Source organism: Kitasatospora sp. NPDC001547 (assembly GCF_042894165.1).
Taxonomy (GTDB): Bacteria; Actinomycetota; Actinomycetes; order Streptomycetales; family Streptomycetaceae; genus Kitasatospora.
Genome location: NZ_JBIAVL010000001.1, coordinates 324,442 through 350,631, shown reverse-complemented (window position 1 = coordinate 350,631; position 26,190 = coordinate 324,442). Strand labels below are relative to the sequence as shown.

Annotated in this window: 18 protein-coding genes; 8 read left to right on the top strand and 10 right to left on the bottom strand. The window is 74.9% G+C overall.

Translation table 11 applies throughout. From position 1 onward, the window contains the following. The first annotated feature begins 274 nt into the window (after positions 1 to 274). The 5 genes from ACFY0X_RS01440 (at position 275) to ACFY0X_RS01420 (ending at position 6,306) form a co-directional block, all read left to right on the top strand. Positions 275 to 1,237 (top strand): glycosyltransferase, encoded by a 963-nt coding sequence (locus ACFY0X_RS01440; RefSeq protein WP_387747545.1) that lies wholly within the window; start codon positions 275 to 277, stop codon positions 1,235 to 1,237. Between the two features lie 151 nt (positions 1,238 to 1,388). Next, positions 1,389 to 2,822: a PfkB family carbohydrate kinase gene (locus ACFY0X_RS01435; RefSeq protein ID WP_387747543.1), complete on the top strand. Its 1,434-nt coding sequence runs from the start codon at positions 1,389 to 1,391 to the stop codon at positions 2,820 to 2,822. A 177-nt stretch (positions 2,823 to 2,999) separates the two neighbouring features. Continuing rightward, positions 3,000 to 4,160 (top strand): hypothetical protein, encoded by a 1,161-nt coding sequence (locus ACFY0X_RS01430; protein ID WP_387747541.1) that lies wholly within the window; start codon positions 3,000 to 3,002, stop codon positions 4,158 to 4,160. A 127-nt stretch (positions 4,161 to 4,287) separates the two neighbouring features. Continuing rightward, the gene (locus ACFY0X_RS01425; protein WP_387747539.1) at positions 4,288 to 5,595 is read left to right on the top strand and encodes a hypothetical protein; all 1,308 of its coding nucleotides are present in this window, start codon (positions 4,288 to 4,290) and stop codon (positions 5,593 to 5,595) included. Positions 5,596 to 5,784: 189 nt separating this feature from the next. After that, on the top strand, positions 5,785 to 6,306 hold the full coding sequence (locus ACFY0X_RS01420; protein ID WP_387747537.1) for a pyridoxamine 5'-phosphate oxidase family protein: 522 nt from the start codon (positions 5,785 to 5,787) through the stop codon (positions 6,304 to 6,306). A gap of 81 nt (positions 6,307 to 6,387) precedes the next feature. Here the strand turns inward: ACFY0X_RS01420 and ACFY0X_RS01415 are convergent, their stop codons facing one another. The 7 genes from ACFY0X_RS01415 to ACFY0X_RS01385 all read right to left on the bottom strand — a co-directional run bounded on the left by ACFY0X_RS01415 (position 6,388) and on the right by ACFY0X_RS01385 (position 15,292). Then, the gene (locus ACFY0X_RS01415; RefSeq protein WP_387747535.1) at positions 6,388 to 7,914 is read right to left on the bottom strand and encodes a GMC oxidoreductase; all 1,527 of its coding nucleotides are present in this window, start codon (positions 7,912 to 7,914) and stop codon (positions 6,388 to 6,390) included. After that, positions 7,911 to 9,392, bottom strand: a complete 1,482-nt coding sequence (locus ACFY0X_RS01410; RefSeq protein ID WP_387747533.1) for an FAD-dependent oxidoreductase — start codon at positions 9,390 to 9,392, stop codon at positions 7,911 to 7,913. The genes ACFY0X_RS01415 and ACFY0X_RS01410 overlap by 4 nt, the downstream gene beginning before the upstream one ends. Then, entirely contained in the window at positions 9,389 to 9,787 is a 399-nt protein-coding gene (locus ACFY0X_RS01405; RefSeq protein ID WP_387747532.1) for a hypothetical protein, read from the bottom strand. Before ACFY0X_RS01405 ends, ACFY0X_RS01410 begins: the two co-directional genes overlap by 4 nt. Continuing rightward, positions 9,784 to 11,214 carry an aspartate aminotransferase family protein gene (locus ACFY0X_RS01400; protein WP_387747530.1) on the bottom strand — a complete coding sequence of 477 codons (1,431 nt, stop codon included), beginning with the start codon at positions 11,212 to 11,214 and terminating at the stop codon, positions 9,784 to 9,786. The genes ACFY0X_RS01405 and ACFY0X_RS01400 overlap by 4 nt, the downstream gene beginning before the upstream one ends. Then, positions 11,211 to 12,662: an NAD(P)/FAD-dependent oxidoreductase gene (locus tag ACFY0X_RS01395; protein WP_387747528.1), complete on the bottom strand. Its 1,452-nt coding sequence runs from the start codon at positions 12,660 to 12,662 to the stop codon at positions 11,211 to 11,213. Before ACFY0X_RS01395 ends, ACFY0X_RS01400 begins: the two co-directional genes overlap by 4 nt. Continuing rightward, positions 12,659 to 13,894 (bottom strand): DegT/DnrJ/EryC1/StrS family aminotransferase, encoded by a 1,236-nt coding sequence (locus ACFY0X_RS01390; protein WP_387747526.1) that lies wholly within the window; start codon positions 13,892 to 13,894, stop codon positions 12,659 to 12,661. The genes ACFY0X_RS01395 and ACFY0X_RS01390 overlap by 4 nt, the downstream gene beginning before the upstream one ends. 165 nt (positions 13,895 to 14,059) lie before the next feature. Continuing rightward, positions 14,060 to 15,292: a GNAT family N-acetyltransferase gene (locus ACFY0X_RS01385; protein WP_387747524.1), complete on the bottom strand. Its 1,233-nt coding sequence runs from the start codon at positions 15,290 to 15,292 to the stop codon at positions 14,060 to 14,062. Between the two features lie 371 nt (positions 15,293 to 15,663). On the opposite strand from ACFY0X_RS01385, the gene ACFY0X_RS01380 reads away from it, so the two are divergent. Further along, positions 15,664 to 15,975 (top strand): hypothetical protein, encoded by a 312-nt coding sequence (locus ACFY0X_RS01380; protein ID WP_355269781.1) that lies wholly within the window; start codon positions 15,664 to 15,666, stop codon positions 15,973 to 15,975. A gap of 190 nt (positions 15,976 to 16,165) precedes the next feature. Then, positions 16,166 to 19,183, top strand: a complete 3,018-nt coding sequence (locus ACFY0X_RS01375) for an amino acid adenylation domain-containing protein (RefSeq protein WP_387747522.1) — start codon at positions 16,166 to 16,168, stop codon at positions 19,181 to 19,183. Between the two features lie 94 nt (positions 19,184 to 19,277). Here the strand turns inward: ACFY0X_RS01375 and ACFY0X_RS01370 are convergent, their stop codons facing one another. From ACFY0X_RS01370 to ACFY0X_RS01360, 3 genes are all read right to left on the bottom strand, one after another. Continuing rightward, positions 19,278 to 20,411 carry a nucleotide disphospho-sugar-binding domain-containing protein gene (locus ACFY0X_RS01370; protein ID WP_387747520.1) on the bottom strand — a complete coding sequence of 378 codons (1,134 nt, stop codon included), beginning with the start codon at positions 20,409 to 20,411 and terminating at the stop codon, positions 19,278 to 19,280. Between the two features lie 29 nt (positions 20,412 to 20,440). Beyond that, positions 20,441 to 21,796: an acetyl-CoA carboxylase biotin carboxylase subunit family protein gene (locus tag ACFY0X_RS01365; protein ID WP_387747518.1), complete on the bottom strand. Its 1,356-nt coding sequence runs from the start codon at positions 21,794 to 21,796 to the stop codon at positions 20,441 to 20,443. 100 nt (positions 21,797 to 21,896) lie between these two features. Further along, entirely contained in the window at positions 21,897 to 23,951 is a 2,055-nt protein-coding gene (locus tag ACFY0X_RS01360; RefSeq protein ID WP_387747516.1) for a PEP/pyruvate-binding domain-containing protein, read from the bottom strand. Positions 23,952 to 24,448: 497 nt separating this feature from the next. On the opposite strand from ACFY0X_RS01360, the gene ACFY0X_RS01355 reads away from it, so the two are divergent. Further along, the gene (locus ACFY0X_RS01355) at positions 24,449 to 26,179 is read left to right on the top strand and encodes a peptidoglycan-binding protein (RefSeq protein WP_387747514.1); all 1,731 of its coding nucleotides are present in this window, start codon (positions 24,449 to 24,451) and stop codon (positions 26,177 to 26,179) included. Positions 26,180 to 26,190: the final 11 nt, after the last annotated feature.

The window sequence follows — 26,190 nt, the reverse complement described above, 5'->3', positions numbered from 1 at the left end:
CCGGGCCGGGGTCACCCGAGTGGCGGCGGGCCGCGACGCGCCGGCGGCCGCCGCCGTAGCGCGGTGCGACACCGGTCGGACGCCGTCGCCGGGAACGCGGCGCCGCCGGCTCCGGTCGCGGGCCCGCGGGCCGGTCACCGATGCTGATCCTGCTGCCGCGCCCGGTGAGGAGGACCGCCTGCCCGGTTCCGGGCCGCGCCGGTCCGGGCGCGCCGGGCAGGCCCGGGGTCGCCCCCGCCGTCGACGGTCCGCTCCCCCGTACCGAGGAGGCTTCGTGAACATCCTGCTGTGGCACGTGCACGGGTCCTGGACGACGGCCTTCGTCCAGGGGCCGCACCGCTACCTCGTCCCGGTGCTGCCCGACCGCGGGCCGGACGGCCTCGGGCGGGCCCGGACGTTCGACTGGCCGTCGTCCGTCGTCGAGGTCTCCCCCGAGGAGCTGCGCGGCACGGACGTCGACCTGGTGGTGCTCCAGCGCCCCCACGAACAGGACCTCGCCGAGCGCTGGCTCGGGCGCCGGCCCGGCCGGGACGTGCCGGCCGTCTACCTGGAGCACAACAGCCCGCACGGGGACGTCCCCGACACCCGTCATCCGATGGCCGGCCAGGACCGGGTGCCGATCGTCCACGTGACCCACTTCAACCGGCTGTTCTGGGACAACGGGCGGGCCCCGACCACCGTCGTGGAGCACGGCGTCGTCGACCCGGGCCACCTGTACACCGGCGAGCTGGAGCGGGCCGCCGTGGTCGTCAACGAGCCCGTCCGGCGCGGGCGCACCGTCGGCTGCGACCTGCTGCCCGCGCTGTCGGACGCCGCTCCGCTGGACGTCTTCGGCATGCGCAGCGAGGGCCTGGCCGACCACCTCGGCCTCGCCCGCGAGCGCTGCCGGACGTACGAGCTGCCGCAGGCGCGCCTGCACGCCGAACTCGCGCGGCGCCGCGTCTACCTGCACCCCGTCCGCTGGACGTCCCTGGGGCTGTCGCTGCTGGAGGCGATGCACCTCGGCCTGCCCGTGGTGGCGCTCGCCACGACCGAGGCGGTGCGGGCGGTACCGCCCGGCGCCGGGGTGCTCTCCACCCGGCCGGAGGAGCTGGCCGAGGCGGCCCGCCGCTACCTGCACGACCCCGCCGCGGCCGAGGCCGACGGCCGGCAGGCCCGCCGGGCCGCGCTCGAACGCTACGGGCTGAAGCGGTTCCTGCACGACTGGCAGCAGCTGATCGAGGAGGTGGCCCGATGAGCCCGGGCCCCAGGAGCACCACGCCCGCCCCGCACCCCGGCCGCGGGGCCTTCGTCGCGGCGCCGGCCCGCCCGCGGCCCGGTCCGCTGCCGCCCCGTGCCGCCGCCGGGCGCGGGGGCGGCGACGGCCGGCGCCCGTCCGGGGGGCCGGCATGAGCGACGTCGCGGTACGGCGTACGGACCGGCGCGGTCCGCTGGTCGTCGTCGGGGACAGCCTGCTCGACTGCGACATCGACGGGGAGGCGACCCGGCTCGCCCCCGACGCGCCCGTGCCGGTGGTGGACGTGACGGGCGAGCGGCACCGGCCCGGTGGCGCCGCGCTGGCCGCCTGGCTGGCGGCGAGCGGCGGCCGCGAGGTCGTCCTGGTGACGGCGGTCGGCGACGGCGAGGCCTCGACCGAGCTACGGCGGCTGCTCGCGGACCGGGTCGTCCTCGCCGGGCTCCCCCTGGACGGCGACCTGCCCGTCAAGACCCGGGTCCGCACCGGCGGCCGGCCGCTGGTCCGGATCGACCGGGGCGGCGGCGTGCCCGGCGCGCCGACGGACGCCGTCCGGAAGGCCGTCGCGGCTGCCGGGGCGGTGCTGGTGTCCGACTACGGCACGGGCACGGCCGACCGGTTGCGGGCGCTGCTGGCCGCGGTGGCCGACCGCGTCCCGGTGGTGTGGGACCCGCACCCCCGCGGTGGTCCGCCGGTGCCCGGTGTGCGGCTCGCCACCCCGAACGCCGCCGAGGCCCGCCTGTTCACCGCCGCGCTCGCGCCCGGCGAGCCCCCGGGCGAGGACCTTCCCGCGCACACCCGCCGGGCCGCCCTGCTCACCCGCCACTGGCGGGCCGCCGGTGTCGCGGTGACCCTCGGGCCGCTCGGCGCCCTGCTCAGCCGCGGCCCGGACAGCCCGATCCTGCTGCCGGCCCCGTACCAGGCGGCGGGCGACACCTGCGGCGCCGGGGACTGCTTCGCCGCCACGGTGACCGCCGCGCTCGCCGACGGCGGTCTGCCCGAGGAGGCCGTGCACCGCGGCGTCACGGCGGCCACGGACTTCGTCGCCCGCGGCGGCGTGGGCGACCCGGCGCTCTGGCAGCACGAGCCGGCGGCCGACCGCGTCCCGGCCCGCCGGGCCACGTCCGACGCCGCGCGGCTGGCCCGGTCGGTCCGCGCGCGGGGCGGCACGGTGGTCGCCACCGGCGGCTGCTTCGACCTGCTGCACCCCGGACACGTGGCCCTGCTGGAGTCCGCCCGGCGGCTCGGCGACTGCCTGATCGTGTGCCTCAACTCCGACGCCTCCGTCCGGCGGCTCAAGGGCCCCGGACGGCCGATCAACGCCGCCGAGAACCGGGCCCGGGTGCTGGCCGGCCTCGGCTGCGTCGACGCGGTGGAGGTCTTCGACGAGGACACCCCGGACCGCGTGCTCGGGCGGCTGCGGCCCCACCTGTGGGTCAAGGGCGGCGACTACACCGCCGAGACGCTGCCCGAACGGGCCGTCCTGCGCGGCTGGGACGGCCACGCCGTCGTCCTGCCCTACCTCGACGGGCACTCCACCACCTCCCTCGCCCGGCGGGCCGCCACCGCGCACGGCGGCAGTCCCTGACCGCCGGGGGCACGGCGACGGAGCATGCGGCACCGGGCGGGCAACGGGAGTTGCGGCCCGCAGAAGGTGTAGGCCGCTCACCACCCCGCGACCCCCTTGAGGTGGCACTGACAACCCGATGGCGCTCGCCTATCGTGCTTCACGGCCGTACGAACCGTGCCGGAGGGTGGGTGCACCGTGCTGAACGATCGTCTGCGGGCTGGGGCGCTGGAGGTGGCGGAGCGCTGCGCGACGCCGTTCTACCTGTTCGACCTGGAGCGACTCGGCGCCGGCTACCGGGAGATGGAGCGGGTCTGGCGACGGGAGTTCCCGAACCTGACGGTGGCGTACTCGTACAAGACCAACCCGCTGGCGGCGGCGACCCGGCGGCTGGCGGCGCTCGGCGGGACGGCGGAGGTGGTGTCGGGCGCGGAGCTGTCCCTGGCCCTGTCCGACGGCTTCGCACCCGGGCGGATCGTCTTCGACGGGCCGGTGAAGAGCCCGGCGGAACTCGCCCTGGCGGCCCGGCTCGGGGTGCCCGTGCAGGTCGACTCGCTGACCGAGCTGGACGACCTGCTCGCGCTGCCCGACGGGCCCCCGCCGGTGGGCCTGCGGCTCGCCACCCGGGGCGGCGACGGCGAGTGGTCGCGGTTCGGGCTGGTGCCGGACGAGGTGGCACGGGCCCGGGAGCTGCTGGACCGGGCCGACCGGCCGGTGTGGGGGGTGCACGCCGGGGTCGGGACGCTCTCCGGGCCGGACGCGTACCGCGAGGCGCTGGTGTTCTGGGCGGAGACGCTGCGGGACCTGGCGAAGGCGGCCGGGGGCCGGTTGACGGTCGACGTCGGCGGCGGTTTCCCGCCCCGCGGAGTGCCCGGACGCGAGTGGGAGGTGTACGCGGCGGCCGTGGCGGCCGGGTGCCGCGAGGCGGGGCTGCGCCCGGAGGAGCTGGACCTGCTGATCGAGCCGGGGCGCTCCCTCGTGGAGGAGCACGGCGCACTGGTCTGCCGGGTGGCGGTCCGCAAGTCCCGGGACGGGCGCGAACTCCTGGTGCTGGACGGGGGCACCAACCTGGCCCGTACGGTGAAGAGCCGGGCGCACCCGATCGAGTTCCCCGCCGCGCCGGGCGACCTCGGCGGCCGCTACCGGCTGCTCGGCGCCAACTGCTACGAGGGCGACGTGTTCGCGGACGACGTCGCCGGGCCGGCCGGGGCGGCGCCGGGCGACGTGGTGGTGATCGGCGGCGCCGGCGGCTACGACCAGCCGTTCGCCCACCTGTGGGTGCGGCCCCGGCCGCCCGTCCACACGCTGGACGGCGACGGCTGGACGGTCGTGCGGGAGCGCGGCGACACCATCCGGTGAACGGGCCTGGCCGGAACCCGCCGGGCGCCAACTACCTTGACCGCGCGCCCCCTTGAGGCCGGGTGAGCGAATGGCTACCTTCGGTCACCGTTCGGGCTCTCGACGGGTTGAGGACGTGATGGTTCCCATGGCTGACGACACCAGGACCGCCGACGGCGGGAGCTGGGCGGGGGTGGACGAGGCGTTCACCCGGCAGGTCGCCGCGATCGGCGCGACGGCGGAGGGCCGGGCGCTGGCCGAGTCGCACACCGTGGGCGACCCGGCGCTGGGGAAGGCACGGCCGCTCGGCCTGCCGCTGCGGCTGCGGCCGGGCCTGCGCGCGGAGTTGGAGGCCCTCGTCGCCGCCTGCACCCGGATGCTCGAAGCCGTCGTGACCGCCTGGGAGCACGATCCGCGGCTGCGCCGGGTCCTCACCGTCCCGGAGCCGCTGAGCGCCCTGGCGGCGGCCGCCCGCGACACCCGGGTGCACCTGCTGCGGCTCGACCTGCTGCCCCAACCCGACGGCCGGTGGGGCGTGTTGGAGACCAACGCCAACGGGCCGGGCGGGCTGGCCGTGGTCGGCCGGGCCCGGGCCGCCTGGCGGCCGCTGCTCACCCGGCACGGGATCGACCTGCCCCGCCCGCTGCCCGCCGACGACGCCGACTGGACCGGCCGGTGGCTGCTCGACCTCGCCGAACGGGAGACCGGCCGCCGACCGGACACCGTCGCGCTGCTGCGTCCGGACCGCGGCGGCCGCAACGCCGTCCGGTCCTACGAGGACGGCCTGCGCGCCCTCGGCGTCCGCGTCCTGCACGCCGACCCGCGCGAGCTGCGCACCGGCCCGGACGGCGGCGCCACCCTGCGCGGCGAGCGCCTCCGGCACGCCTACGCCAAGATCCCCCTGCGGGACCTCCAGCACCTCTTCGGCGACCTCGGCCCGTACCTGCGGGCCGTGCGCGAGCGCGCCCTGTTCGTGCAGAACGGCCTGCGCGCCCGGCTCCTCGGCGACAACAAGCTCTGCCTCGCCGTCCTGTCCGACCCCCGCTTCGCCGACCTCTTCGACCCGGCCGACCACCGGCTCGTCCAGCCGGCCGTCCCGTGGTCGCGCAACCTCGCCCTCTGCGACGGCCCGACCGTCCGCCGGATCGCCCGCGACCGCGGGCACTATGTCCTCAAACGCCCGCTGGGCAGCAACGGCCACGGCGTGGTCGTCGGCCCGGACACCGACGCCGCCGCCTGGGCGGACGCCGTCGCCCTCGCCACTGCCGAGGGCTGGCTGGTCCAGGAGCACCTGCCCAGCCCGCGGCTGCGCGGCGGCGCCGACGGATCCACCGCCCACCACGACGTGGCCGTCGGCGCCGTCGACGGCCGCCTGGTCTCCGCCTTCGTCCGCACCGGCCACGACGCCCGCCTGAACATCGGCCTCACCGGCGGCCTCCACCCGCTCTACCTCTGAGGCGCGGGCGGACGGAAGTCCTACCGGTCGCGGCCCTCTTCTGGGCCGCGCCGGGCCTCGGTAGAGTGAGGACGCGAAGAACCGGCGTCCCGGCGCCCGGCCGCAGGACGCCCGGCGGAGCGGTCGATCCGCCCGCCTTGCCCGTGCGAACCCGTGGCAGCAGCCCAAGCTCACCGAACCGGAGGCACTGTGCCCAGCTCGGACGACGACCTCTGCACCTCCGCACGCGAGATCCTCCGCTCCACCCGCTACCTGACGCTCGGCACCGCCTCGCCGCAGGCCGTCCCGTGGGTGTCCGCGCTGGCCCACGCCTGGGACGACGAGGACCGGTTCTACTGGATCTCGGGGCTGGACACCCTCCACTCCCGGAACATCGCGGCCAACCCGGTGGTCTCGCTGACGGTCTACGACTCCAACCCGGCCGGCGGGGGCGGCGACGCGCTCTACGCGCTCGCGCGGGCCGAGGTCCTGGAAGGTGCGGACCTGGTCGAGGGCTGCGAGCTGTACTACCGGCGGCGCTACCCGGACGAGGCGGCGCGGGCCCGTCGGGCCCGCCCGCCGCAGGACTTCGCCGGGGACTCCCCGGTCCGGATCTACCGCGCGCAGGTCACCGCCTACTCGATGCTCTCCCCGGCCGGCCACCCGGTCCACGGCGACGAGGTCAACTACCGCGTCGTCATCCCGTTCAGCACCAAGCAGCTCGCCGACTGAGCCCCCGAGCGGCGGACGGCGGTGCCGTCCTCGTCCTGGACGAGGACGGCACCGCCGTCGGGGTTGCGGGGTGAGGCGGCGTCAGGCCAGCACTCCCTTGGCGATCCGGAAGGCGTTGGCGGCGATGGTCAGGGCCGGGTTGACCGCCGCCGACGAGCAGAACACCGAGGCGTCCGCCACCCAGAGGTTGTCGTGCTCGTGGGTGCGCCCGGCCGGGTCGACCACGCTGGTGGCCGGGTCGGTCCCCATCACGGCGGTGCCGCACTGGTGGGAGTTGGTCTCGATGCCCATCCGCCGGGTGAACACCAGCGGGTAGCCGGCCGCGCGCAGCGCGCCGGTGGTGCGCCGGACCAGTTCCCGGTGGGCGCCGAGGTTGTTGGGCCGCCAGTGCACGGTGATCCGTCCGGCCGCGTCCAGCAGGACGCGGTTGTCCCGGGTCGGCAGGTCCTCGCTGGTCAGGTAGAGGTCGAGGCTGCGGCCGGTGACGAAGCGCCGGACCGCGGCCGGTACGTTCGGGCTGGCCGCGCGCACCATGGGCTCCTGAAGCTTGCCGAGCATCTGGACGTTGCCCAGCGGGGGGCGGCCGCCCTTGGCGAGGTACCAGTCGTTGATGCCCAGGGTCTTCTGGAAGACCGCCCGGTTGCGGCGGGCGGGGTCGGCGGCGACCAGGAAGGTGCTGTTGTGCACCAGGTAGTTGCGCCCGACCTGGCCCGAGCCGTTGGCGAGACCCGAACGCAGCAGCAGCGCCGCGGTGTTGACGGCGCCGCAGGCGAGCACGAAGCGCTCGGCCCGGATCGTCAGCTCCCTGCCGTCCCGGGTCGCCATGGCGTGGGTCACCCGCCCGGTGGCGTCGGCGTGCAGCCGGCCGACCAGGGTGCGGGTCAGCAGCCGGACGTCGCCGCCGGCCAGGGCGGGGCGCAGCGCGCGGACGTCGGCGTCGCTCTTGGCGCCGACCAGGCAGGGGAAGCTGTCGCAGGTGGCGCAGCGCACGCAGGCGCCGCCCTCGCGCAGGTCGATGCCGGTCGGCAGGTGGAAGGGGTTCAGGCCCTGGTCGCGCAGGCGGTGGGCGAGGTCGACGACCGCGCCCTCGTGTTCGACGGCCGGGTGGGGGTAGTCGGTGGAGCGCCACGGGTCGGTGGGGTCCTCGCCGCCGGCGCCGTGCACCCGGTAGAGGTCCTCGGCCCGGCCGTAGTGGGGTTCCAGGTCGGCGTAGTCGATCGGCCAGCCGGGCGAGTCGCCCTCGGCGTGGGCGACCGGGCCGAAGTCGGTCTCGCGGAAGCGCGGGAGGGTGGCCCCGTAGACCTTGGTGTTGCCGCCGACGTAGTAGTGGACGCCGGGCTGGAAGGGCCGCCCCTGCGCGTCCTGCCACTGGTCGCCGTTGCGGTAGCGGCCCTGGACGAAGACCGCCTCCGGGGACCAGTTCTGCTGCTCGCGCGGCAGGAAGTCGCCGCGTTCGACGACGAGGATCCGCGCGCCGGAGGCGCGCAGCGCGTGGGCGAGGGTGGATCCGCCCATGCCGGAGCCGATGATCGCGAGGTCGCAGTCGACCTCCGGTCCGTCCGGCTCGATGACACCGGGGAGCCGGTGCGGTGCCTGGTCGTCCGTCATCCGGTGGTCTCCCGTCGGGTGGTCTGGAGCAGCCGTTCGGTGATCTCGTGGGCGAAGGCCATCACGGTGCCCTGGGGGCTGATGCCGGTCGCGCCCGGGAGCACCGAGGCGTCGCAGAGGTGGAGGTTGTCGAAGCCGTACGGCCGTCCGACGGCGTCGCAGAGCCCGCCGTGGGCCGGGTCGCCCATCGGGCAGGAGGCCATGGCGTGGACGGAGACCAGCGGCCAGTCGGCGAGGGCGCTGCGGTCGGCGCACTGCCGGGCCTCGGCCTCCGAGCGCAGCGGGGGGCCGGGGAACGGCGGGTGGATCTCGGTGGCGCCGGCGGCGAGCAGCAGGCGGGCGGTGCGGTGGAGCGCGGAGCGCAGCCGGGCGGCGTCGGCGGCGGTGAGCCGGTGGCGCAGCAGGGTGTGGCCGCCGGGCAGGGCGGTGACGGTGACCGGTCCGTCCACCCGGACCTGGGCGGTGAACAGGGCGACCCGGTCGAGGTCCGCCAGCACGGAGTTGACGGTCCGCGGGTCGTGGCCGGCCAGGGCGGCCCCGAGGGCGCCGGGGGTGAGGTTGGCGGGCATCACCAGCAGTCCCTCGTCCTGGAAGTGCTGGAGCTGGGCGGTGAAGATGGTGCCGTTGGTGGCCCGTAGGGGCTCCCGGAAGCGGGCGACGACCTTCAGGTTGACGTGGACGGCGGTGCGCCGGCCGGCCCGGCGGCGGTGGATGCCGCTGCGCTGGAGCAGGGCGGGGGTGCCGATCGGGCCGGCGGCGAGCACCACGGTGCGCGGCCGGTAGCCGACCGGTTCGCCGTCGGGGCCCACGGCGTGGACCTCGGTGACGCGCCCGCGGCGGTGGTCCAGCCTCAGCACCCGGGTGCGGGGGCGGATCAGCGCGCCGTGGCGTTCGGCGGCGGGCAGGTAGCTGAGCAGCATGCTCTGTTTGGCGCCGGACGGGCAGCCGGTCGGGCAGCGGTTGGCGTGCGAGCAGCCGGGGGCGGCGCGGCGGGCCGCGGCCCAGTGCCAGCCGAGCCGGTCGGCGCCGTCGGCGAGCAGCCGGGAGTCGCGGTTGCCGTCGCCGGGCTGCTGGGCGGCGACGCCGAGGCGCCGGGTGATCTCGCGCAGGTGGCCGTCCAAGTCGGTGCGGCGGTAGCCGTCGGTGCCGGCCCGGTGGGCCCAGCGGTCGAGCAGGTCGGCGGGCGGTTCCCAGAGCAGTCCGCCGTTGACGACGGTGGTGCCGCCGACGCAGCAGCCCTCGCCGAAGGCGATGACGGGCCGGCCGTGGATGGGGGCCAGGCCGGCGTGCCGGTAGAGGCGGCGGAGGTTCTGCGCGGGCGAGGCGGCGGCGAGTTCGGCCGTCGTGACCCGCGGGCCCTCCTCGAGGACGACGGTCTCGCGTCCGGCCCGGGCCAGGCCGAGGGCGGCGACGCTGCCGCCGGCGCCGGAGCCGATCACCAGGGCGTCGCAGTCGATCGGGCGCGGTGGCCGGCTCATCGGGCGGCCATCCGTTCGGCGGTCCACGACGCCGGGACGCGCGCGGGCCGCAGGTCGGGGCCGTCCCCGGCGGTGGTGGCCGCGGCGGCGTCCAGCCCGCTGTACAGGGCGAGGGTCTCCGCGGTGCGCACCGCCCGCCCGATCAGCGGCAGCCGCTCCACCCGCCGGAGCCCGGCCAGCAGGGCGTCCGGCGGGGCGGCGGCCGGGCGGCGGCCGGTCAGCAGCAGGAGCGCGAGCGGCACCAGCCGCAGTGCCACGGCCAGGCCCGCCCGGTAGTGCGGGGCCAGTTCGGCGAGGCTGCCGAGGACGTGGGCGCGGGCCGCCGCGCGGGCCGCCGGACCGCCCAGGGCGGGGTGGCGCAGCGTCCAGATCCGCAGCAGGAGGTCGATCGTCACGGGCGGAGCCTCCCGGCGGCCAGTTCCCTGGCCAGTCGGCCGAGCAAGCGCACCGCGCCCTGTCCGAGCACCTCGTCGAGCGCCCGGAGGAAGGTCTGCGCCTCGGCCTCCTCGGCGACCAGCGGCGGCGCGACGACCAGCGGCAGGCCGTGGTTGGACCCGAAGAAGGTGAGCACGCCGTGGTCGCGGTAGAGGGCGGCGATCACCGCGCCGGTGATCAGTTTGGTCCGCAGCCGGGCGTCGCGTCCGAGTGCCGCCGGGAGCAGCGGCAGCAGGCGGTCGAGCGAGGCCGGCCCGGCCTTGAGGAAGACGCCGTGCAGGGCGCCGCACCCGGAGGTCGAGGCGACCAGGGCGGGGTGCCGGTCGGCGATGTCCCGCAGGCCGGTCTCCAGGACGGCGCCGAGCTTGCGGGCGCGTCCCGGGTAGTCGTCCTCGACGGCGACGGCGACGGCCTCCAGCGCGGTGGCGGTCTCCTCGCCGAAGCCGTAGTAGGTGGTGCTGTGCAGGGTGGCGTCCTGGAGGTTGTCGTAGGCACGGCGGAAGACCGGGCCGCGGGCCACGTATCCGGCGATGGACGCCTTGCCGCCGCCGAAGGACTTGGACATCGTCACCACGTCGGGGACCAGCCCGGGGTGGTGCATGAAGTGGAACAGCGCGCCGGTGCGGCCCCAGCCGGTGTAGACCTCGTCGAAGACCAGCACGATGTCCCGTTCGGTGCACAGCCGGCGGACCTCGCGCAGGAACTCCCCCGAGCACTCGCGCAGGCTGGAGGCGCTGAACGGCTCCAGCACCACCGCGTAGACGTCGCTGCCGCCGTCGAGCGCCCGGTGCCGGTCCAGGGCGAGGGCGAAGGAGTCGAGGTCGCCGTAGCCGAAGTAGTCGGTGCCGGGGATCCTCGGGTAGTCGAAGTGGAGTTCGGGCGAGGCGGTGAGGCTGCCCGCGCCGAGCAGTTTGCCGTGGAAGGAGATGTCGGTGTGCAGCACCGTGCCGCGGCGGCCCGCGTGGTACTTGTAGGCGAGCTTGACGGCGCCTTCGACCGCCTCCGCACCGGAGTTGGGGAAGTAGCTGACGTCGAGGTCGCCGGGGAGCAGCCGGGCCAGGTTGTGGCTGAGGGCCGCGACGTAGGGCGAGAGGTAGTTCTTGTGGACCTCCATCCGGCGCCGCTCGGCGAAGCGCCGGCGGGCGGCGAGGATCCTCGGGTGGTTGTGGCCGTGGTTGAGGACGCCGATCCCGCCGGTGAAGTCCAGGACGCGCCGGCCGTCGCGCAGGGTGATCCAGCAGCCCTCGGCGCTCTCGACCAGGTCGTGTCCGAAGCCGAACGCCCCGACCAGGGAGACCTGGCTGCGGCTGACGAAGCTCCGGTAGAGCGCGTGCACCTGGTCCTCGGTCAGGTTCTCGGCGGCCGCGATGTCCAGCAGGTCGTTCATACCGCCTCCTCGGTCGGTGCCGTGCGGAGCCCCGCGTGCCGGCGGGTGCGGATCCGGTCCGCGATCAGCCGTCCGGCCGACCGGCCGTGCCGTACGGCGTAGTTGGTGCCGCGGTCCTCCGGGAAGACCTGCGCCATGCTCGACATGTAGAGGCCGGGCACGGCGCACTCGACCTCGGGGACGCGCCGGGAGTAGCCGGGGGTGACCACCGGCTGGGCGTGCTCCGCGCGCCAGACGTGGTAGCGGTGCACCCAGTCCTCGCGGAACCGCGGGAACATCCGGCGCAGGTGGGGCAGGCTGTGGCGGTAGACCTCCTCGTCGCTCATCCGGTACAGCTCGGCGTCGACCGGGAGGTACTTGGACAGGTAGACGAGGTGGCGGCCGCCGTAGCGGTCCGGTGCGTCGAGGTTGGTGTGCTCGATGACGCCGACGTACGGGAACGCCGGGTCGGTGACGTTGAGCCAGTAGGTGTCGGACAGGGCCCGGCGGTTCTCCAGGACCAGGCAGAGGTTGGCCAGGTACGGGACGGAGCGCAGCCTGCGCAGCAGCGCCGGGACGGCCGGGTGGGCGCCGGCGGCGCCGTCGAGCATGCCGGCCAGCGGGCCGGGGGCGGTGGTCACCAGGACCCGCCGGGCGCGCAGGACGCGCCCGCCCGTCCGGACGCCGGTCACGCCCCGCTCCCCGACCAGCACCGCGTCGACCGGGCTGCCGGTGCGCAGGTCCACGCCCAGCTGCTGGAGCCGGTCGCGCCAGGCCTCCAGCAGTGCGCCGGAACCGCCCCGCAGGTAGTGCAGCACCTCCTTGCCCGAGCGGGACCGGCTGCCGCCGCGCAGGTGCAGCTTGGTCCACATCCAGGTGGCGCCGACCTGGGAGGCGTAGGAGCCGAACTTGCCCTCCAGCAGGGGGCGCCAGACCACCTCGAAGGCCCGGCGCCCGCCCAGCTGGACCAGCCACTGCTCGGCGGTGAGCGCCTCCAGTTCCCGCCAGTGCCGCACCCGGCCGGCCCGTACGGCCGACAGGCCGAGCCGTAGCCGGTCGACCGGGGGCAGCGGGGCGAAGCGCAGCACGTCGAGCGGGCTGGAGAGGCGGTACACCGAGTTGGCGTGGTAGACGCCGGTGCGGGTGGGGTGGCGTTCGATCAGGTCCGCGCAGCCGAGTTCGGCGCAGAGCCGGAAGATCTCGTGGTCGGAGTCGAACCAGTGGTGGTAGAACCGCTCCAGCTGCCGGCCGCCGACCGGGAAGGTCGCGGCGAGGCCGCCGATCCGGTCGGCCGACTCGACGACCCGGCAGCGCAGGCCCGCCAGGGCGAGTTCGTGCGCGGCGGCCAGGCCGGTGAAGCCGGCGCCGACCACGATCACGTCGGCGTCGTCGGCACCCGGGCCGGCACCGGGCACCGGGTCGGCGGCGTGCGGCCGGCCGCCGCGGCCGGCCGGGTCGGCGGCGGTCACCGGCCCAGCACTCCCGCCACGGCGGTGCGGAACCGCTCGGCGACCGCGTCGACGTCGGCCGGGGTGCTGCGCGCGGTCAGTCCGAAGTCGGCGCCCAGGTAGGTGTCGGTGAGCCCGACGGTCAGCGCCAGCGAGCGGGCCAGGACGTCGTCCGTCCTCGGCAGCGCGCCGGCCCGGTAGTCGTGCCGCGCCGTGTCGGGCGGCCGGCGGAACGGGCTCGGCCGGGCGTCGCCGGCCATCAGGGCGGTGAGTTCGGGCAGGCCGCCGTAGTAGTGCTTGGGCGAGTGGAGCAGCGTCCGGGTGCCGAGTTCCTTGGCCACCGCGTCGGCGCTCGCCGCGTCGTCGAAGAGGTAGACCAGCAGGGTCGCGCAGTCGCCGTCGGCGTCGTGCAGCAGGCGCGGGCGCAGGCCGTCGCGGGCCGGGATCGCCGCGGCCAGCGCCCGGGCCAGCGTGCGGTTGCGGTCCAGGATGGCGTCCAGCCGGGCGAGTTGGGCGCGGACGACGGCCGCGGTGAAGGCGTTCATCCGCAGGTTGAGGCCGAAGAGCTGGTCCCCGTCGCCGGTCTCCTCCCCGTAGGGGAACCAGCCGTGGTGGTGGAAGGAGTAGGCGCGCTGGAAGAGGCGCTCGTCGGGGGTGAGCAGGAAGCCGCCGTCGCCGCCGGTGATCACCTTGAAGATGTTGGTGGAGAAGGCGCCGGCCTGGCCGAAGGTGCCGACCGGACGGCCCCGGTAGGTCGCCCCGCAGGCCTGGGCGGCGTCCTCCAGCAGGAACAGCCCGTGGTCGTCGGCGGTCTGCCCGAGGGCGGCCAGGTCGCAGGGCGCGCCGAGCATGTGGATGGGCATGACGGCCTTGGTGCGCGGCGTGATCCGGGCCAGGACGTCGGCCGGGTCGAGGGTCAGCGACTCGTCGATCTCGGCGAACACCGGGGTGGCGCCCGCGAAGACGACGGCCGAGACGGAGGCGGCGTAGAGATAGCCGGGGACGATGACCTCGTCGCCCGGGCCGATGCCGAGCGCGGCGAGCGCGGCCAGCAGGGCGGAGGTGCCGCTGTTGACGGCCAGGCAGTGCGGGCCGGCGAAGCGTGCGGACAGCTCCCGCTCCAGGCCCCGGACCTGGGCGTCCACGCCGGGTGGGCGGGAGTGGGCGTCGGAGGTGGCGAGCCAGGAGTCGACGACTTCGAGGAGGTTGCGGCGCTCCTCGGCGCCGAAGTACGCGTATCCGGGACCAGGCATGAGGCTCCTTGGTCGGGCGTCGGTCGGTGCTCGGTCGGTTCTCGCTCGGTGTTCGTTCGGTGCTCGGTGGGTGCTCGGTTCGGTACTCGGACGGATGTCGGGGAACGCCGGCCGGCGCGCTCCGGCTGGTGCGCGGGCGGTCCGGCCGGCGCGGGCGGCCGGGTGTCAGAAGACGACGGGGCAGAACGGCGCCGGATCGTGGCGGAACGCCGTGGCGGCGGCCCGGACCGCGCCCGGGCGCAGTTCGCGCACCAGGCCGGCCCGGGCGAGCTGCACCAGGGAGGTGCCGCCGAGGTGCAGCGCTCCCAGCTCCCGGGCGGTCAGTTCCAGGTCGGCCGCCGCGGTGGTGGGCCGGCACTCGCCGCCCTCGGGGCCGGTGCGCAGCCGGAACCGCCGCTCGTTCCACGGGCAGAGCGGGTCGGTGACGTCCAGGACGACGTCGACCTCGGCGGCGTAGCCGCGCTGCTCCAGCGCCCGGTCCACGTCCACCAGCCGCACGTGCAGCTGGTCGCGCAGGACGGGCGCCGCGCTGCGGGGGTCGGTGAGCAGGGCGAGCACCGGGTCGTCCACCGGCCGGTCGGCGACCACGCTGCCGGCCAGGTCGACGTCGAGCAGGGCGCGCCAGAGCGCCGCGCCGGAGGCGGGGTCGCGCGCGAACAGCTCGCGCACCGACACCTCGTAGCGCGGCACCGAGTGCTCCCAGGCCGCGGTCAGCCGGTAGAGGGCGTAGCCGGACGGCTCCCCCCGCTCCTCGACCACCAGGCAGAGCAGGCGTCCGCTCCCGCCGCGGTGGTCGGGCAGGTCCAGCACGGCCCGGGCGGCCCAGGCCGCGTCCCGGCGCAGCGTCCCGGGGCGTTCCCCGACGCACTGGGCGTAGACCGCGGCGATCGCGGCGGAGTGCTCCTCCGGCCCGCCGATCCGCACGGTCCGCTCGCCGCCGGCGGTGTCGCGCAGCTCCCGGGCGTGCCGGGGGATCCGGATCTGGGCGGCCTGGCTGGCGAGGCCGAACCCGAAGCGGCCGTAGATCCCGGCCTCGGTGGTGTTGAGGACCGCCACCGGCTCGGCGCCGCCCTCGTGCAGGGTGTGCAGGACGCGCAGCACCATGCCGCTCATCACCCCGCGCCGCCGGTGCTCGGGCGCGACGGTCACGTAGCCGAGGCCGGCCACCGCCCGGGGGCCGCCCGGCAGGGTCATTTCCAGCGAGTAGACGGCACAGGTTCCGCAGGTGCGGCCGCCGATGCGGGCGACCAGCGATCGTTTGGGTTCGAAGATCGACGCCGCCGAGGCGTGGTAGTCCGCGGTGTGCCCGTAGCCCCCGTACGCCAGTTCCACGACCGGAACGAGATCGTCCCAGGAATCGGCGGCGGACATCTCCGGGACGGCAGAGAATTCGGGCATGCCTATCACGCACTCCTCACACAAAGAAGATCTCCGGGAATTCAGATCATGACGGTCCGGCATATGAGACGGCGCGTTTCCCGAGACAGGTGGACCAGCACACCCGGGCGACGGTGACCTGATCACGTCAGAAGTCACAGGTATAGCACGATCGAACCACGCGGCGTCAAGAAGCCGGAACCGCACCACCGTTCACGGCTCCGGCACCGTGATCAGTATTCTCAACCGGAATTCCATTCCTCGCATTAAGCACTCTTGTGATCAATGGAAGATTCACTCAGACTCGCTGCGGTGGATGATCCCTGGTGCGCCAGCGATCCATTCTGATCCACCCCCCTGCCCGTTTGTGTGATCACAGCGAGGAGACAGGTATGTCCAACCCCAGGTTCATCGCCGGCAACACGCCCGTGGGCGACTGGCAGCAGCATGTCGAGGAGGACAACGGGACCGGCATCTACATCGACGTCGACACCTCCGCCGGCAACTTCAGCGAGACGCCGGTCTACACCGCGAACCTCTGCGGCCGCGACTCGATGTGGACGACCACCGGGGGGAACACCATCTACACCCCCACCTCGAAGGGCTTCCGGATCTACGTCCGCTGGCAGGACGGCCGTCCGCTGACGGTCGACTACGCGGTGAGCCACGGCTGGTACATCAGCTGGGTGGCCACCGAGGTCTGAGCCCCGCCCCGGTCCCGTTGAGGCCCTGAACCGCTCCCGGGCCGGCCCGTGCCGCATCTGCCGCGGCCGCGGGCCGGCCCGGTCGCGCCGGGCCCGCGCCCGTTCCCGGGCCCGCCCTGTTCCCGTCCCTCCTCCCGCCCTCCGTTCCCGCCCCTGTCCCCCGTCCTCGTTCAGCGACCAAGGGAGAGCCATGCGAGCCCCGACCGAGCGGCAGCTGGGCCAGTTCCGCGGCGACACCGTCCCCCACCACCCGGACGTCACCGCCTGGAGCCTCGTCGAGGCGGCGGCCGCCCGTACCCCCGACGCCGTCGCGGTCGAGCATCCCGGCGGAACCCTGACGTACCGCGGGCTGATGGCCCGGGTCGACGCCCTGGCCGGCCGGCTGGCCGACGCCGGGGTGCGCCGGGGCGGCTTCGTTCCGCTGGTGATGGCCGGCGGGCCCGAACTGCTGGTCGCCATGCTCGCCGTGCTGCGCTCCGCCGCCGTGTTCGTCCCGCTGGACGAGCAGTGGCCCGGCCCGCGCCTGCGCGCCATGGTCGACGCGTGCCGCCCCGCCGCGGTCCTGCTCTCCCCCGGCGCCGCCCCGGACGGCTGGTCCGCGCCGGCCATCGCCGTCGATCCGGTCTCCGGGCCCGCGCCGGCCCTCCCCGCACGGCCGGTGCCGGCGCCGCCCCGCCCGGACGAACTCGCCTACGGCTTCTACACCTCGGGCTCCACCGGCACGCCCAAGTGCGCCCTCAACCTGCACAGCGGCCTGGCGAACCGGCTGCTCGCCATGGGCCGCCGGTTCGGATCGACCCCGCGGAACGTGGTGCTGCAGAACAGCCGGCACACCTTCGACTCCTCGCTGTGGCAGCTGCTCTGGCCGCTCACCTGCGGCAGCCGGGTCGTCATCCCCCGCGCCCACGACATCCTCGACCTCACCGCCACCGTCGAGGTGATCGGGCGCCACCGCGTCACGATGACCGACTTCGTGCCCACCATCCTCACCGCCCTCGTCGAACTGCTCGACTCCCGGCCGGAGTTGGTGGACGGCCTGGCGAGCCTGCGGATGCTGCTGGTCGGCGGCGAGGAGATCGCCCCGCAGAGCGTGCGCGCCCTGCAGCGGCTCCTCCCGCAGCTGCGGGTGACCAACACCTACGGCCCGACCGAGGCCTCGATCGGCTCCGTCTTCCACGAGGTGTCCGCCGAGGACCCCGCCCCCGTGCCGATCGGCCGGCCGATCGACAACACCTGGGCGGTCGTGCTCGACGAACACGGGGAACCGGCCCGCACCGGGGAGGTCGGCGAGATCTGCATCGGCGGCGCCTGCCTGGGCACCGGCTACCTCGGCGACCCCGACCGCACCGCCCTCGCCTTCGTCGCGAACCCGTTCCCCGAACTGCCCGGGGAGCGGATGTACCGCACCGGCGACCTCGGCCACTACGGCGCCGACGGACTGCTCTACTTCGACGGCCGGCGCGACCAGCAGGTGAAGATCGGCGGCGTGCGGGTCGAGCTCTCCGAGATCGAGCACGCCGTCGCCTCGCACCCTGCCGTGCGCGAGGCCAAGGTGCTGGTCAGCGACCACGGCGGCGGCCAGCACCTGGCCGCGTTCTTCACCGTGCGGGGCGACCTGACGAAGCATCAGCTCAGGTCGCACGTCCGCGCGCTGCTGCCGGCGGAGCTGGTCCCGAAGCGGTTCGTCAGGCTCGACGCCGTCCCGGTGAACGGCAACGGGAAGACGGACCGCAGGGCCCTCGCGGAACTCCTGAAGTCCCCCTCGCCGACCGGGCCCGACGGCTGGACGGCCACCGGGAGCAGCACCGAACGCGCCCTCGCCGAACTGTGGAACGCCCTGCTGCCGGAACCCGTCACCAGCCCGGACGCCGACTTCTTCGACAGCGGGGGCGACTCGCTCCACGCCCAGCGGCTCGCCCTCGCGGTGTCGGCCCGCTTCGACACCCCGCTGTCGATCCGGGACATCGTCCACGCGCCGACCATCGCGCTCCAGGCCGCCGCGCTCGACGGCGGCCGCGCCCTGCCCGCCGCCCCGACCGCCACCACGGCGCCCGCCACCGACCTGACGCTGCCCGCCGACATCCGGCCGGCCGGAACCCCGTCCGGGCCGCCGCGGCACGTGCTGCTCACCGGCGCGACCGGGTTCATCGGCGCCCAACTGCTGCACGACCTGCTGGAACGGACCGACGCGACCGTGCACTGCCTGGTCCGCGCCGACGGCCCGGAGGCGGCCCGCCGACGGGTGGTGGACGCCCTGCACCGGTACCGGCTGTGGTCCGACCGGACCGCCCACCGGATCCACGCCGTCCCCGGCGACCTGAGCGGTCCCGCGCTCGGCCTCGACCCGGCCGACCACCGCCGACTGGCCGAACAGGTGGACACCGTCGTGCACGCCGGGGCCATGGTCAACCTGGTGCGCGGCTACCGCGCCCACCGCCGCACCAATGTGACCGGCACCGTGGAACTGCTCCGGCTCGCCGCCACCGGCCGGCCGGCGATGGTGCACTTCGTCTCCACCCTCGCCGCCTGCCCGGCGGAGCCGGCCGGGGACACCCCGGTCCCGGAGCGCCCCGTCCCGGCCGGACGCACCCCGGACACCGGCTACGGGCAGTCCAAGTGGGCCGCCGAACAGCTGGTCCAGGCCGCCGCGGACCGCGGTCTGGCGGTCGCCGTGCACCGGCTCGGCGAGGTCATGCCGTCCACCCGCACCGGCATCCCCAACCCCGGCTCGCGGGTCGAGCTGCTCGTCCGGGCCTGCCTGCGGGTCGGCGCCTACTTCACCAGCGACCTGAGCACCGACTACACCCCCGTCGACCACGTCGGGCGGCTGCTGGTCGCCGCCGTCACCCACCGCCGGTCCGGCTACTTCCACCTGCTGCGCCCCGGGCCGCTGCCGCTCGACGACCTGCTCGGCGGCTTCGGATCGGCCTTCGGCCTGCGCAAGGTCGAGTACCAGGACTTCTGGCAGGCCGTCCACCGGGCCGCGGCCGCCGCACCCGACGACCGCCGGCTCGCGGGGGCGCTGGCGCTGCTGCCGGTGCCGACGACCCGCCCGGAGCGCTCACCGATGGCCTTCGAGGACGCCGCCGCCCGCTTCAGCACCACCCGGGCCGCCCGGCTCGCCGTCCTCGCCGACGCCCGGGCCCTCCCGTCCAACCCCGACGGCCTGCACCGCTACGTCGCCTACCACGCGGACCGCCGGGGCTGACCTCCCGGTGCGGGTCCGCGGCGGGCCTGGCACAGGGGCTCCCGGCGTGGGAAGCCGACCGGGCCGGCTTCCCACGCCGGGGACGGGCCCGCCGCTACCGCGCGGCGGCGCCGGTGAGCCGCTCCGCCACGGCCGTCGGCGACGGCATCGCCGCGATCTCGGCGGCGACCTCCCGCGCGGCCCGGCTCAGCGCGCCGTCGGTGAGCAGCCGGTCGAGCAGCTCCGGCCCGATCTCCCCGGCGCCCGCGCCGAGCCCGGCTCCGCGTTCGCGCACCGCGTCCGCGGTGATGAAGCGGTCGGACCCGTCCGGCAGCACCAGCTGCGGGATGCCCGCGTCCAGCGCGCTGAGCGCGGTGCTGCTGCCGCCGTGGTGGACGGCGGCCGCGCAGGTCCCCAGCAGCGCCCGCCACGGGACCCAGCCGTACGGGCGGACGTTGTCCGGCAGGGTGCCGAGCGCGCCGAGGTCGAGTTCGCCGGTCGCCAGCACGAACTCCGCGTCGACCTCGGCGGCCGCCGCGATCACCCGCTCCAGCCTGGTCAGGCCGTCGGTCTTGGGCGCGACGGTGCCCAGGGTCACCGCCACCCGCGGACGGTCGGCGGGCCCGGCCAGCCGGTCGGGCAGTGCGCCCTCGCCGTTGTAGGCGACGGGCCGCATCGAGCAGCCGTAGCGCTCCGGTCCGGCCATGCTCGGCGGCGCGAGGTCGACGGTGTCCGCCGGTTCGGGCAGCCGGTCGATCCCGTGCCGGGCGAAGGTGTCCGCCATCTCCGCGAGCATCAGCGCGCGCAGCTTCGGGGTGCGGACGAACCCCAGGTCGTGCTGGACCGCGGGCACGCCCAGCCGGGTCGCCGCGAGCAGCGCCACCGGGAACTGGTAGTCGTACACCACCAGGTCGGGCCGCCACCGCGCGGCGAGCTCGACCATGGCGTCGGCCACCGCGCTGTTGACGTGGGCGGCCAGCGGGACGAACGCCTCGCGGTCGGCCGAGTTGCTCTCGACCACCCGCCGCATCAGGTCGGGCCGCCGGGTGCGGCCGGCCTCCCGGATCTCCTTGCGCCAGTCGACCCCCGGCGCGACGGGCAGGTACGGCAGCCCGGATCCGGCGACCGGCTCGCCGCCGTCCATCGAGGCCACCGCGACCTCGTGGCCGAGCGCCCGCATCGCCCTGGCCAGCGGGACCAGCGGGAAGAGGTGGCCGATGCCGGGGGCGCCGGCGAACAGTACACGCATGAAGGAACCTCGGTGGTCGGGACGGGGGGTCAGGAGGCGGCCCGGTGCAGGGCGGCTTCCATGCCGTTCAGCACGGCGTTGCAGTCGCGCTGCAGGGTGGCGGCGTCGACGGCGCTCAGCAGGTAGACCCCGAGCCAGTTGCGCGATCCCGCGGACGGGTCGAAGGCGGGCACCGGCTGTCCGGCCGGCATGGCGAAGGCGGGGACGGCCTCGATGGTGCTGCCCGGGGACAGCAGGCTCTGCCAGTCCACGGCCTGCGGGTTCCAGACCGGCGTGCTCCGCCAGGGCACGCCCGCCGCGTCGGCCGGCACGACGGCCAGCGACGCGGCGGCCCTGACCCCGTCGGTGAGCATGGCCTGCGGGTAGTCGACCCGCTCGCCGAGCAGCTGCCGGACCAGCATGCCGATCGGGTCGAGCCCGAAGACCTCCTCGACCTGCCTGGTCGTCAGCAGGCCGCCGAACCGGGCCGCGGTCTCGATGACCACCAGCTCGCCGTCCTTCATCAGCTTCAGCTCGGTGTGGGTGCCGCAGTTCTCCAGCCCGAGCGCGTCGACGGCCTGCCGCGAGACCTCCTCGATCCGGCGCTGCAGCGGCACCGCCATGACGGACGGCGAGGTGCTGGCCACCTCGACGAAGGACGGCACGGTGGGCAGCTTGGCGGTGATGGCCAGCGGACGGTAGACGCCGTCCGCGACGATGCCCTCCACGCTCACGTAGTCGCCGTAGCCGGGCTCCTGGTACCAGCCCTCGGTGGAGCCCTGGGCGATCTCCTCGACCAGGCGGTCCCGGTCGGTGTCGGCGGCGTAGAGCTCGTTCATGCCGACCCGGCTGCCGGCCCGGAGCCCGCGCTCGATCCCGGCCCACGCCGGGGCGGCGTCCGCGGGCCCGTTCAGCACGATCTGGGCGACCGAGCCGGCGCCCCAGGCGGGCTTCAGCAGCAGCGGGGGCGTGAAGTCGGCGAGCGCGGCGTCCAGGTCGGCGAGGCTGTCGACCCGGCGGAACCCGGGTACCGGCACCCCGGCCTCGGCCCACGCCTCCCGCATCAGCCGCTTGTCCCGGGCCCGCAGGATGCCGTCGCCGGCCCCGGCCAGGTTGAGCCGGCTCGCGGCGTGCGCGACGGCCAGCACCGCGAACTCCGAGAGGGTCAGCACCGCGTCGGCCCCGATGGCCTTCGCGTGCTCCACGATCAGGTCGACCAGCTCGTCACCGCGCGGCGCGTCGGGCACCAGCTCGATGCCGGTACAGCTGGGCCGCCAGACGTCCTCCCCGGTGGTGGGCAGCGGCGCCAGCGCGAGGACGTGCAGTTCGCCGCAGGCGGCGATGCGCGGGAAGGCGTACTCCAGCGGGGCGCCGCCCTTGACGTAGACGTACAGAATCCGGTTCAACGTACTCTCTCCTGAGGGAAGTTCATTCGGCCCGGGGCATGCCGGGGCCGCCTCGCACGGACCCCTGGACAGGCGGGGCCCGTACGGTGCTCCGGCAGCGTCAGCCGGCGGTGTGGAAGGGGCGCAGCTGCAGCAGGCTGACCCGGTCGCCCTCGATCGCCCACTCGATGTCGACCGGGGCCGCGTAGGTCTCGTCGGGTGCGAAGTGCGACTGCAGCAGCCTGCTGATCAGGGCCAGCCGGCGGACCAGCTCCTTGGTCCCGGTGTCCAGGTCGCCGGTGGCGGTGCCGAGCGACAGCGTCCGGCTGCCGCCCTCCATGGTGTTGCACAGGTACTGGAGCGGGGCGCCCCGGCCGGAGACCACGTCGGTCACCGAGCGCGGCGAGATGTTGAGGTAGACGTTGCGGAAGTCCTGCGGGCTCAGCGGGTTGCAGGTGACCAGGACGCCGCCGACGGTGGCGCCGACCTGCTCCTGGACGATCACGCCCATCCGGCAGTGGTCCAGGGGGATGCCCGCCTGGCGCCGCAGCAGCACCGCGCGCGGCGAGAAGAGCGAGGCCCACACCTCCCGGACCGCGTCCAGGACCGCCTCCGTGCCGCTGACCTGGGCCACCGATTCGTAGAGTCCGGCGGCGGAGAAGCCGGGCAGGTCCTCGGCGTTGGAGGAGCTGCGGACGACCTGGACGGCGCTGCCGTACAGGTGCCGGTCGAGGGCCCGGTCGATCTCGGCGCGGACCGGCTCGGGCAGCGGGGTGCCGCGGACCAGCCGCTGCACGTCGAGGCAGAGCTCCTCGATCCGCGACGTCCCCTCCTCCTGCCCGGCCGCTCCACCGCGCGGGGCGCCCTCGCCGAGGGCGGAGTCCAGCCGCTCGACGGCGTCCCGGAGCTCCGGCGAGGAGTCGAGGAAGCGCTGCTGGAGCGAGAACGGCAGCACGATCCCGCGCGGCACCTCGGCGTGCTCCTTCACCAGCAGCCGCGCGGCGGCGTCCAGTTCGGTGCCGTCCGCGTCCTCCGGGAGGCCGAGCTGCCGGGCCAGGTAGCGCAGCAGGTCGGCCCGGGGCGGCCGGGGCACCTGGTAGAAGCCGAGCCAGCGGGGCGAGCCGTGCTGCAGCAGGTGGGTGAGTTCGCCGAGGTTGGCGGCCTTGGTGCCGAACCGGACGTGGTCGCCCTCGCGCAGTTCGAACAGCGGGGTGACCGGCGTGGGCGCGAGGTCGGGCCGGTCCACGGTGATCCGGTCGGTGGGCGGGGCCGGTCGCGCTCCCCGGTCGGTGGGCGGCTCGGCCGCTTCGAGCAGGAGGTCCTCGCCGCCGACGTCGACCCGGTAGCGCACCCACCGGCCGGCCAGCCCGGCGCGCTCGATCCGCTCGACGGCGCCGATGCGGACGGCGTTGGGGATCCGCCAGCCGGCGGCCATCACGTTGATGTGGGAGAGCGGCGTGGTGTGCTCGGTGTGGATGATGCCGGACACCCGGGGAATGTCCTCGGGCACCCGGGGCATCACCACGATGTCGTGCCACTCCAGCGGCTCGGGGTCGGCCCGGTACTCCTCCTCCGAGCGGAACACCCGCAGCCGGCCGTGGGCCGTCCCGGCGGCCAGCGGCACGAACGAGGCCGCGGAGTAGAGCTCGTGGGACAGGACGCGCGGTATCTCCGACTCCGGGATGCCGGCGAGGTAGCCCTCCTGGCGGTGGCCGGCCGGCTTGAGCACCAACCGCAGCGACGGGTCGACGTGCTCGCGCACCCGGTGGTAGAAGAAGCGCAGCATCTCCTGGTCCATGGTGTCGACGTCGACGGTTTCCAGGGACAGGAAGGTGTCGGCCCCGTGGCCGTTCTCCGCGGTGCGGGTGTGGCGGGCGAGGGTGCCGAGATAGAAACGGCGGTCGGGATTCCGGTATACCTCGTCGTTGAACGAATCGAGCCGACCCGCCAGTTCCTCGATCGACATGCCGAGGATCTCGCAGGCGATGTAGCGGACGTGGAGGGTGCCGTCGGCACTGTCGATGAAGTGGAGCACCGACTCGTCGCGGTCGAGCACGATCTTCACATAGGGATAGCCCCCGACCTGGCCGGCGAGCTCGGAGAACTCCTCAAGGGTGAGCTTTTCGCCGGGGAGGCGGGGCCGCGTGGTCGCGTCGTTGCGATCCGAACGGGACATGCGCACAGTTCAGCCATTCGTCATCATGTACACGATCAGTACACGTGGTGCAGAGGGGTTACGACTAACTCCATCCACACTGCCATTCGATATGAACATTTGACGAATGATCATGTGACATCAGGCCAACTTGAAACGATCAGGCCATAAGGAGCTCGTCAGGGAATAAATCACTGCCCCACATCGATCCGAGATCGCCTGAGGTCGTACAGGAATCAACACTTCCGGAAATCCCCGATCACCGATCACGCGCCGGTCCGCCCCCTGTCGGGGGCGCCCGCCGGAGCGCGCGCCGGCGGCACGGTGCCGCTGGCATAGTGCGGCGGCACGGTCCGCCACCGGAGGGCCGCCCCGGCGCGCAAATCCCTTGAAAAACAAGGGAGTTGACCTTCCATTGGCGGTACTGTGGAGTGAGCATGACGCTCTGGCCGGCGTCGCGCCCCGGACCGGGGGCCGGTCGGCCGTGGCTGCCATCGGCGCAAAGGGGGAGCATCCTGATGGCATACGCGAAGGGTTACGACGTCTCCGACTTCCAGTCGGGCATCCCGGGGGACGCGGAGTTCGTCTTCATCAAGGCCACCGAGGGCGGACGCACCGGCCAGTCCGGTTACGCCGACAAGCTCGCCGACGCCCGGCGCCGGGGCCTGGTGGTCGGGCACTACCACTTCCTGCACGCGGAGAACCCGGTCGACGGCGAGGTGGAGCACTTCTGCCGGGTCGTCGGACGGATCCCGCCGGGCGAACTGCTGGTGCTGGACTTCGAGCCGTACGGGCAGTCGGTCGGCGACGGGGCCGCGACCGAGGCGAAGAACCGGTGGCTGGCGGCGGTCAAGCAGCGCTACCCGGACCACCTGGTCGGGCTCTACACCAACCGCGACTACTGGTTCCGCACCGACGACAACGCCGGCGACTTCCTGTGGATCGCGGACTACGTGGCCGCGGGTGCGCCACGCGTCCAGGCGCCCTGGCACTTCCACCAGTACAGCGACGACCCGCTCGACGTGGACGTGTACAACGGCTCGCTGGACGAGCTGCGGGCGTGGGCCGGCGCCGCCCAGGCCCCCGAGTCGCCCGCGCCGGCGCCGGACCCCGTGCCACCGGTGCCCGACTGGCCGGGGCTGCAGCTGGTGGACCGCGCCCAGTGGGGCGCGCGCCGCTGGCGCGAGCCCAACGGTTCGATCCCGTACGCCGGGCCGCGCGCCGGGGTGAAGGTGCACTACCTCGGCACCGCGTACACCTTCGACACCCACGACACCTGCCCGGCCTACGTACGGCGCCTCCAGGCCTCGCACATGGACGACGACCGCTGGTCCGACATCGGCTACAGCTTCGTGGTCTGCGAGCACGGCCACGTCTTCGAGGGCCGCGGCCTGAACCGGCGCAACAGCGCCAACGGCGACGTCCCGCTCAACGAGGCGCACTACGCGGTGTGCGGACTGGTCGGCTCCTCCGGGTCGACCGAGCCGACCCCGGAGATGCTCAACGGGCTGCGGGACGCGATCGAGTACTGCATGCGGCAGGGCCCGGCCGGCCCCGAGATCAAGGGGCACCAGGACGGATACTCGACCGACTGCCCCGGCCCGGCGCTGTACGCCTGGGTGACGTCGGGTGCGCCGCGCCCGTCCGGACCGGTGCCCGGTCCGCCGTCCCAGGAGCCCGCGCCGCAACCGGACCCGACCCCGGCCCGGTACCAGAACAGCGTCGGCGGCCTGCCGTACGGCTACGGCGCGCACGGCCCGCAGGTCACCGCCGTCGGCGAGGCCCTGGTGGCGGCGGGCTTCGGCTCGCACTACAGCGAGGGCCCCGGCCCGGACTGGACCGACGCCGACACCCTCAACTACGCCGACTACCAGCGCAGTCTGGGCTACTCCGGCGGGGACGCCGACGGCGTGCCCGGCGAGGCCTCGCTGCGCCGGCTGCTCGGCGGGGCCGTCCCGCTGGCCGAGGTGTCCAGGTCGAACGTGGTCGAGGCGGCCCGCCGGGACCCGGACGCGCCCCAGGGCGCCACCACCCACGCGGACGACGCGTACACGGTGGAGCTGGCCCTGGTCGCCGAGGGGCTGCTCGACCGGCGTTGGCTCGACGGCTCGTTCGGCACCCAGACCGTCGACGCCTACTCCGCCCTGCAGCGCAGGTACGGGTACAGCGGGCAGCAGGCGGACGGCATACCCGGCAGCAGCTCGCTGACCCGGCTCGGCCGGGAGCACGGCTTCACGGTCGTCGACTGACGTCCGCCGAG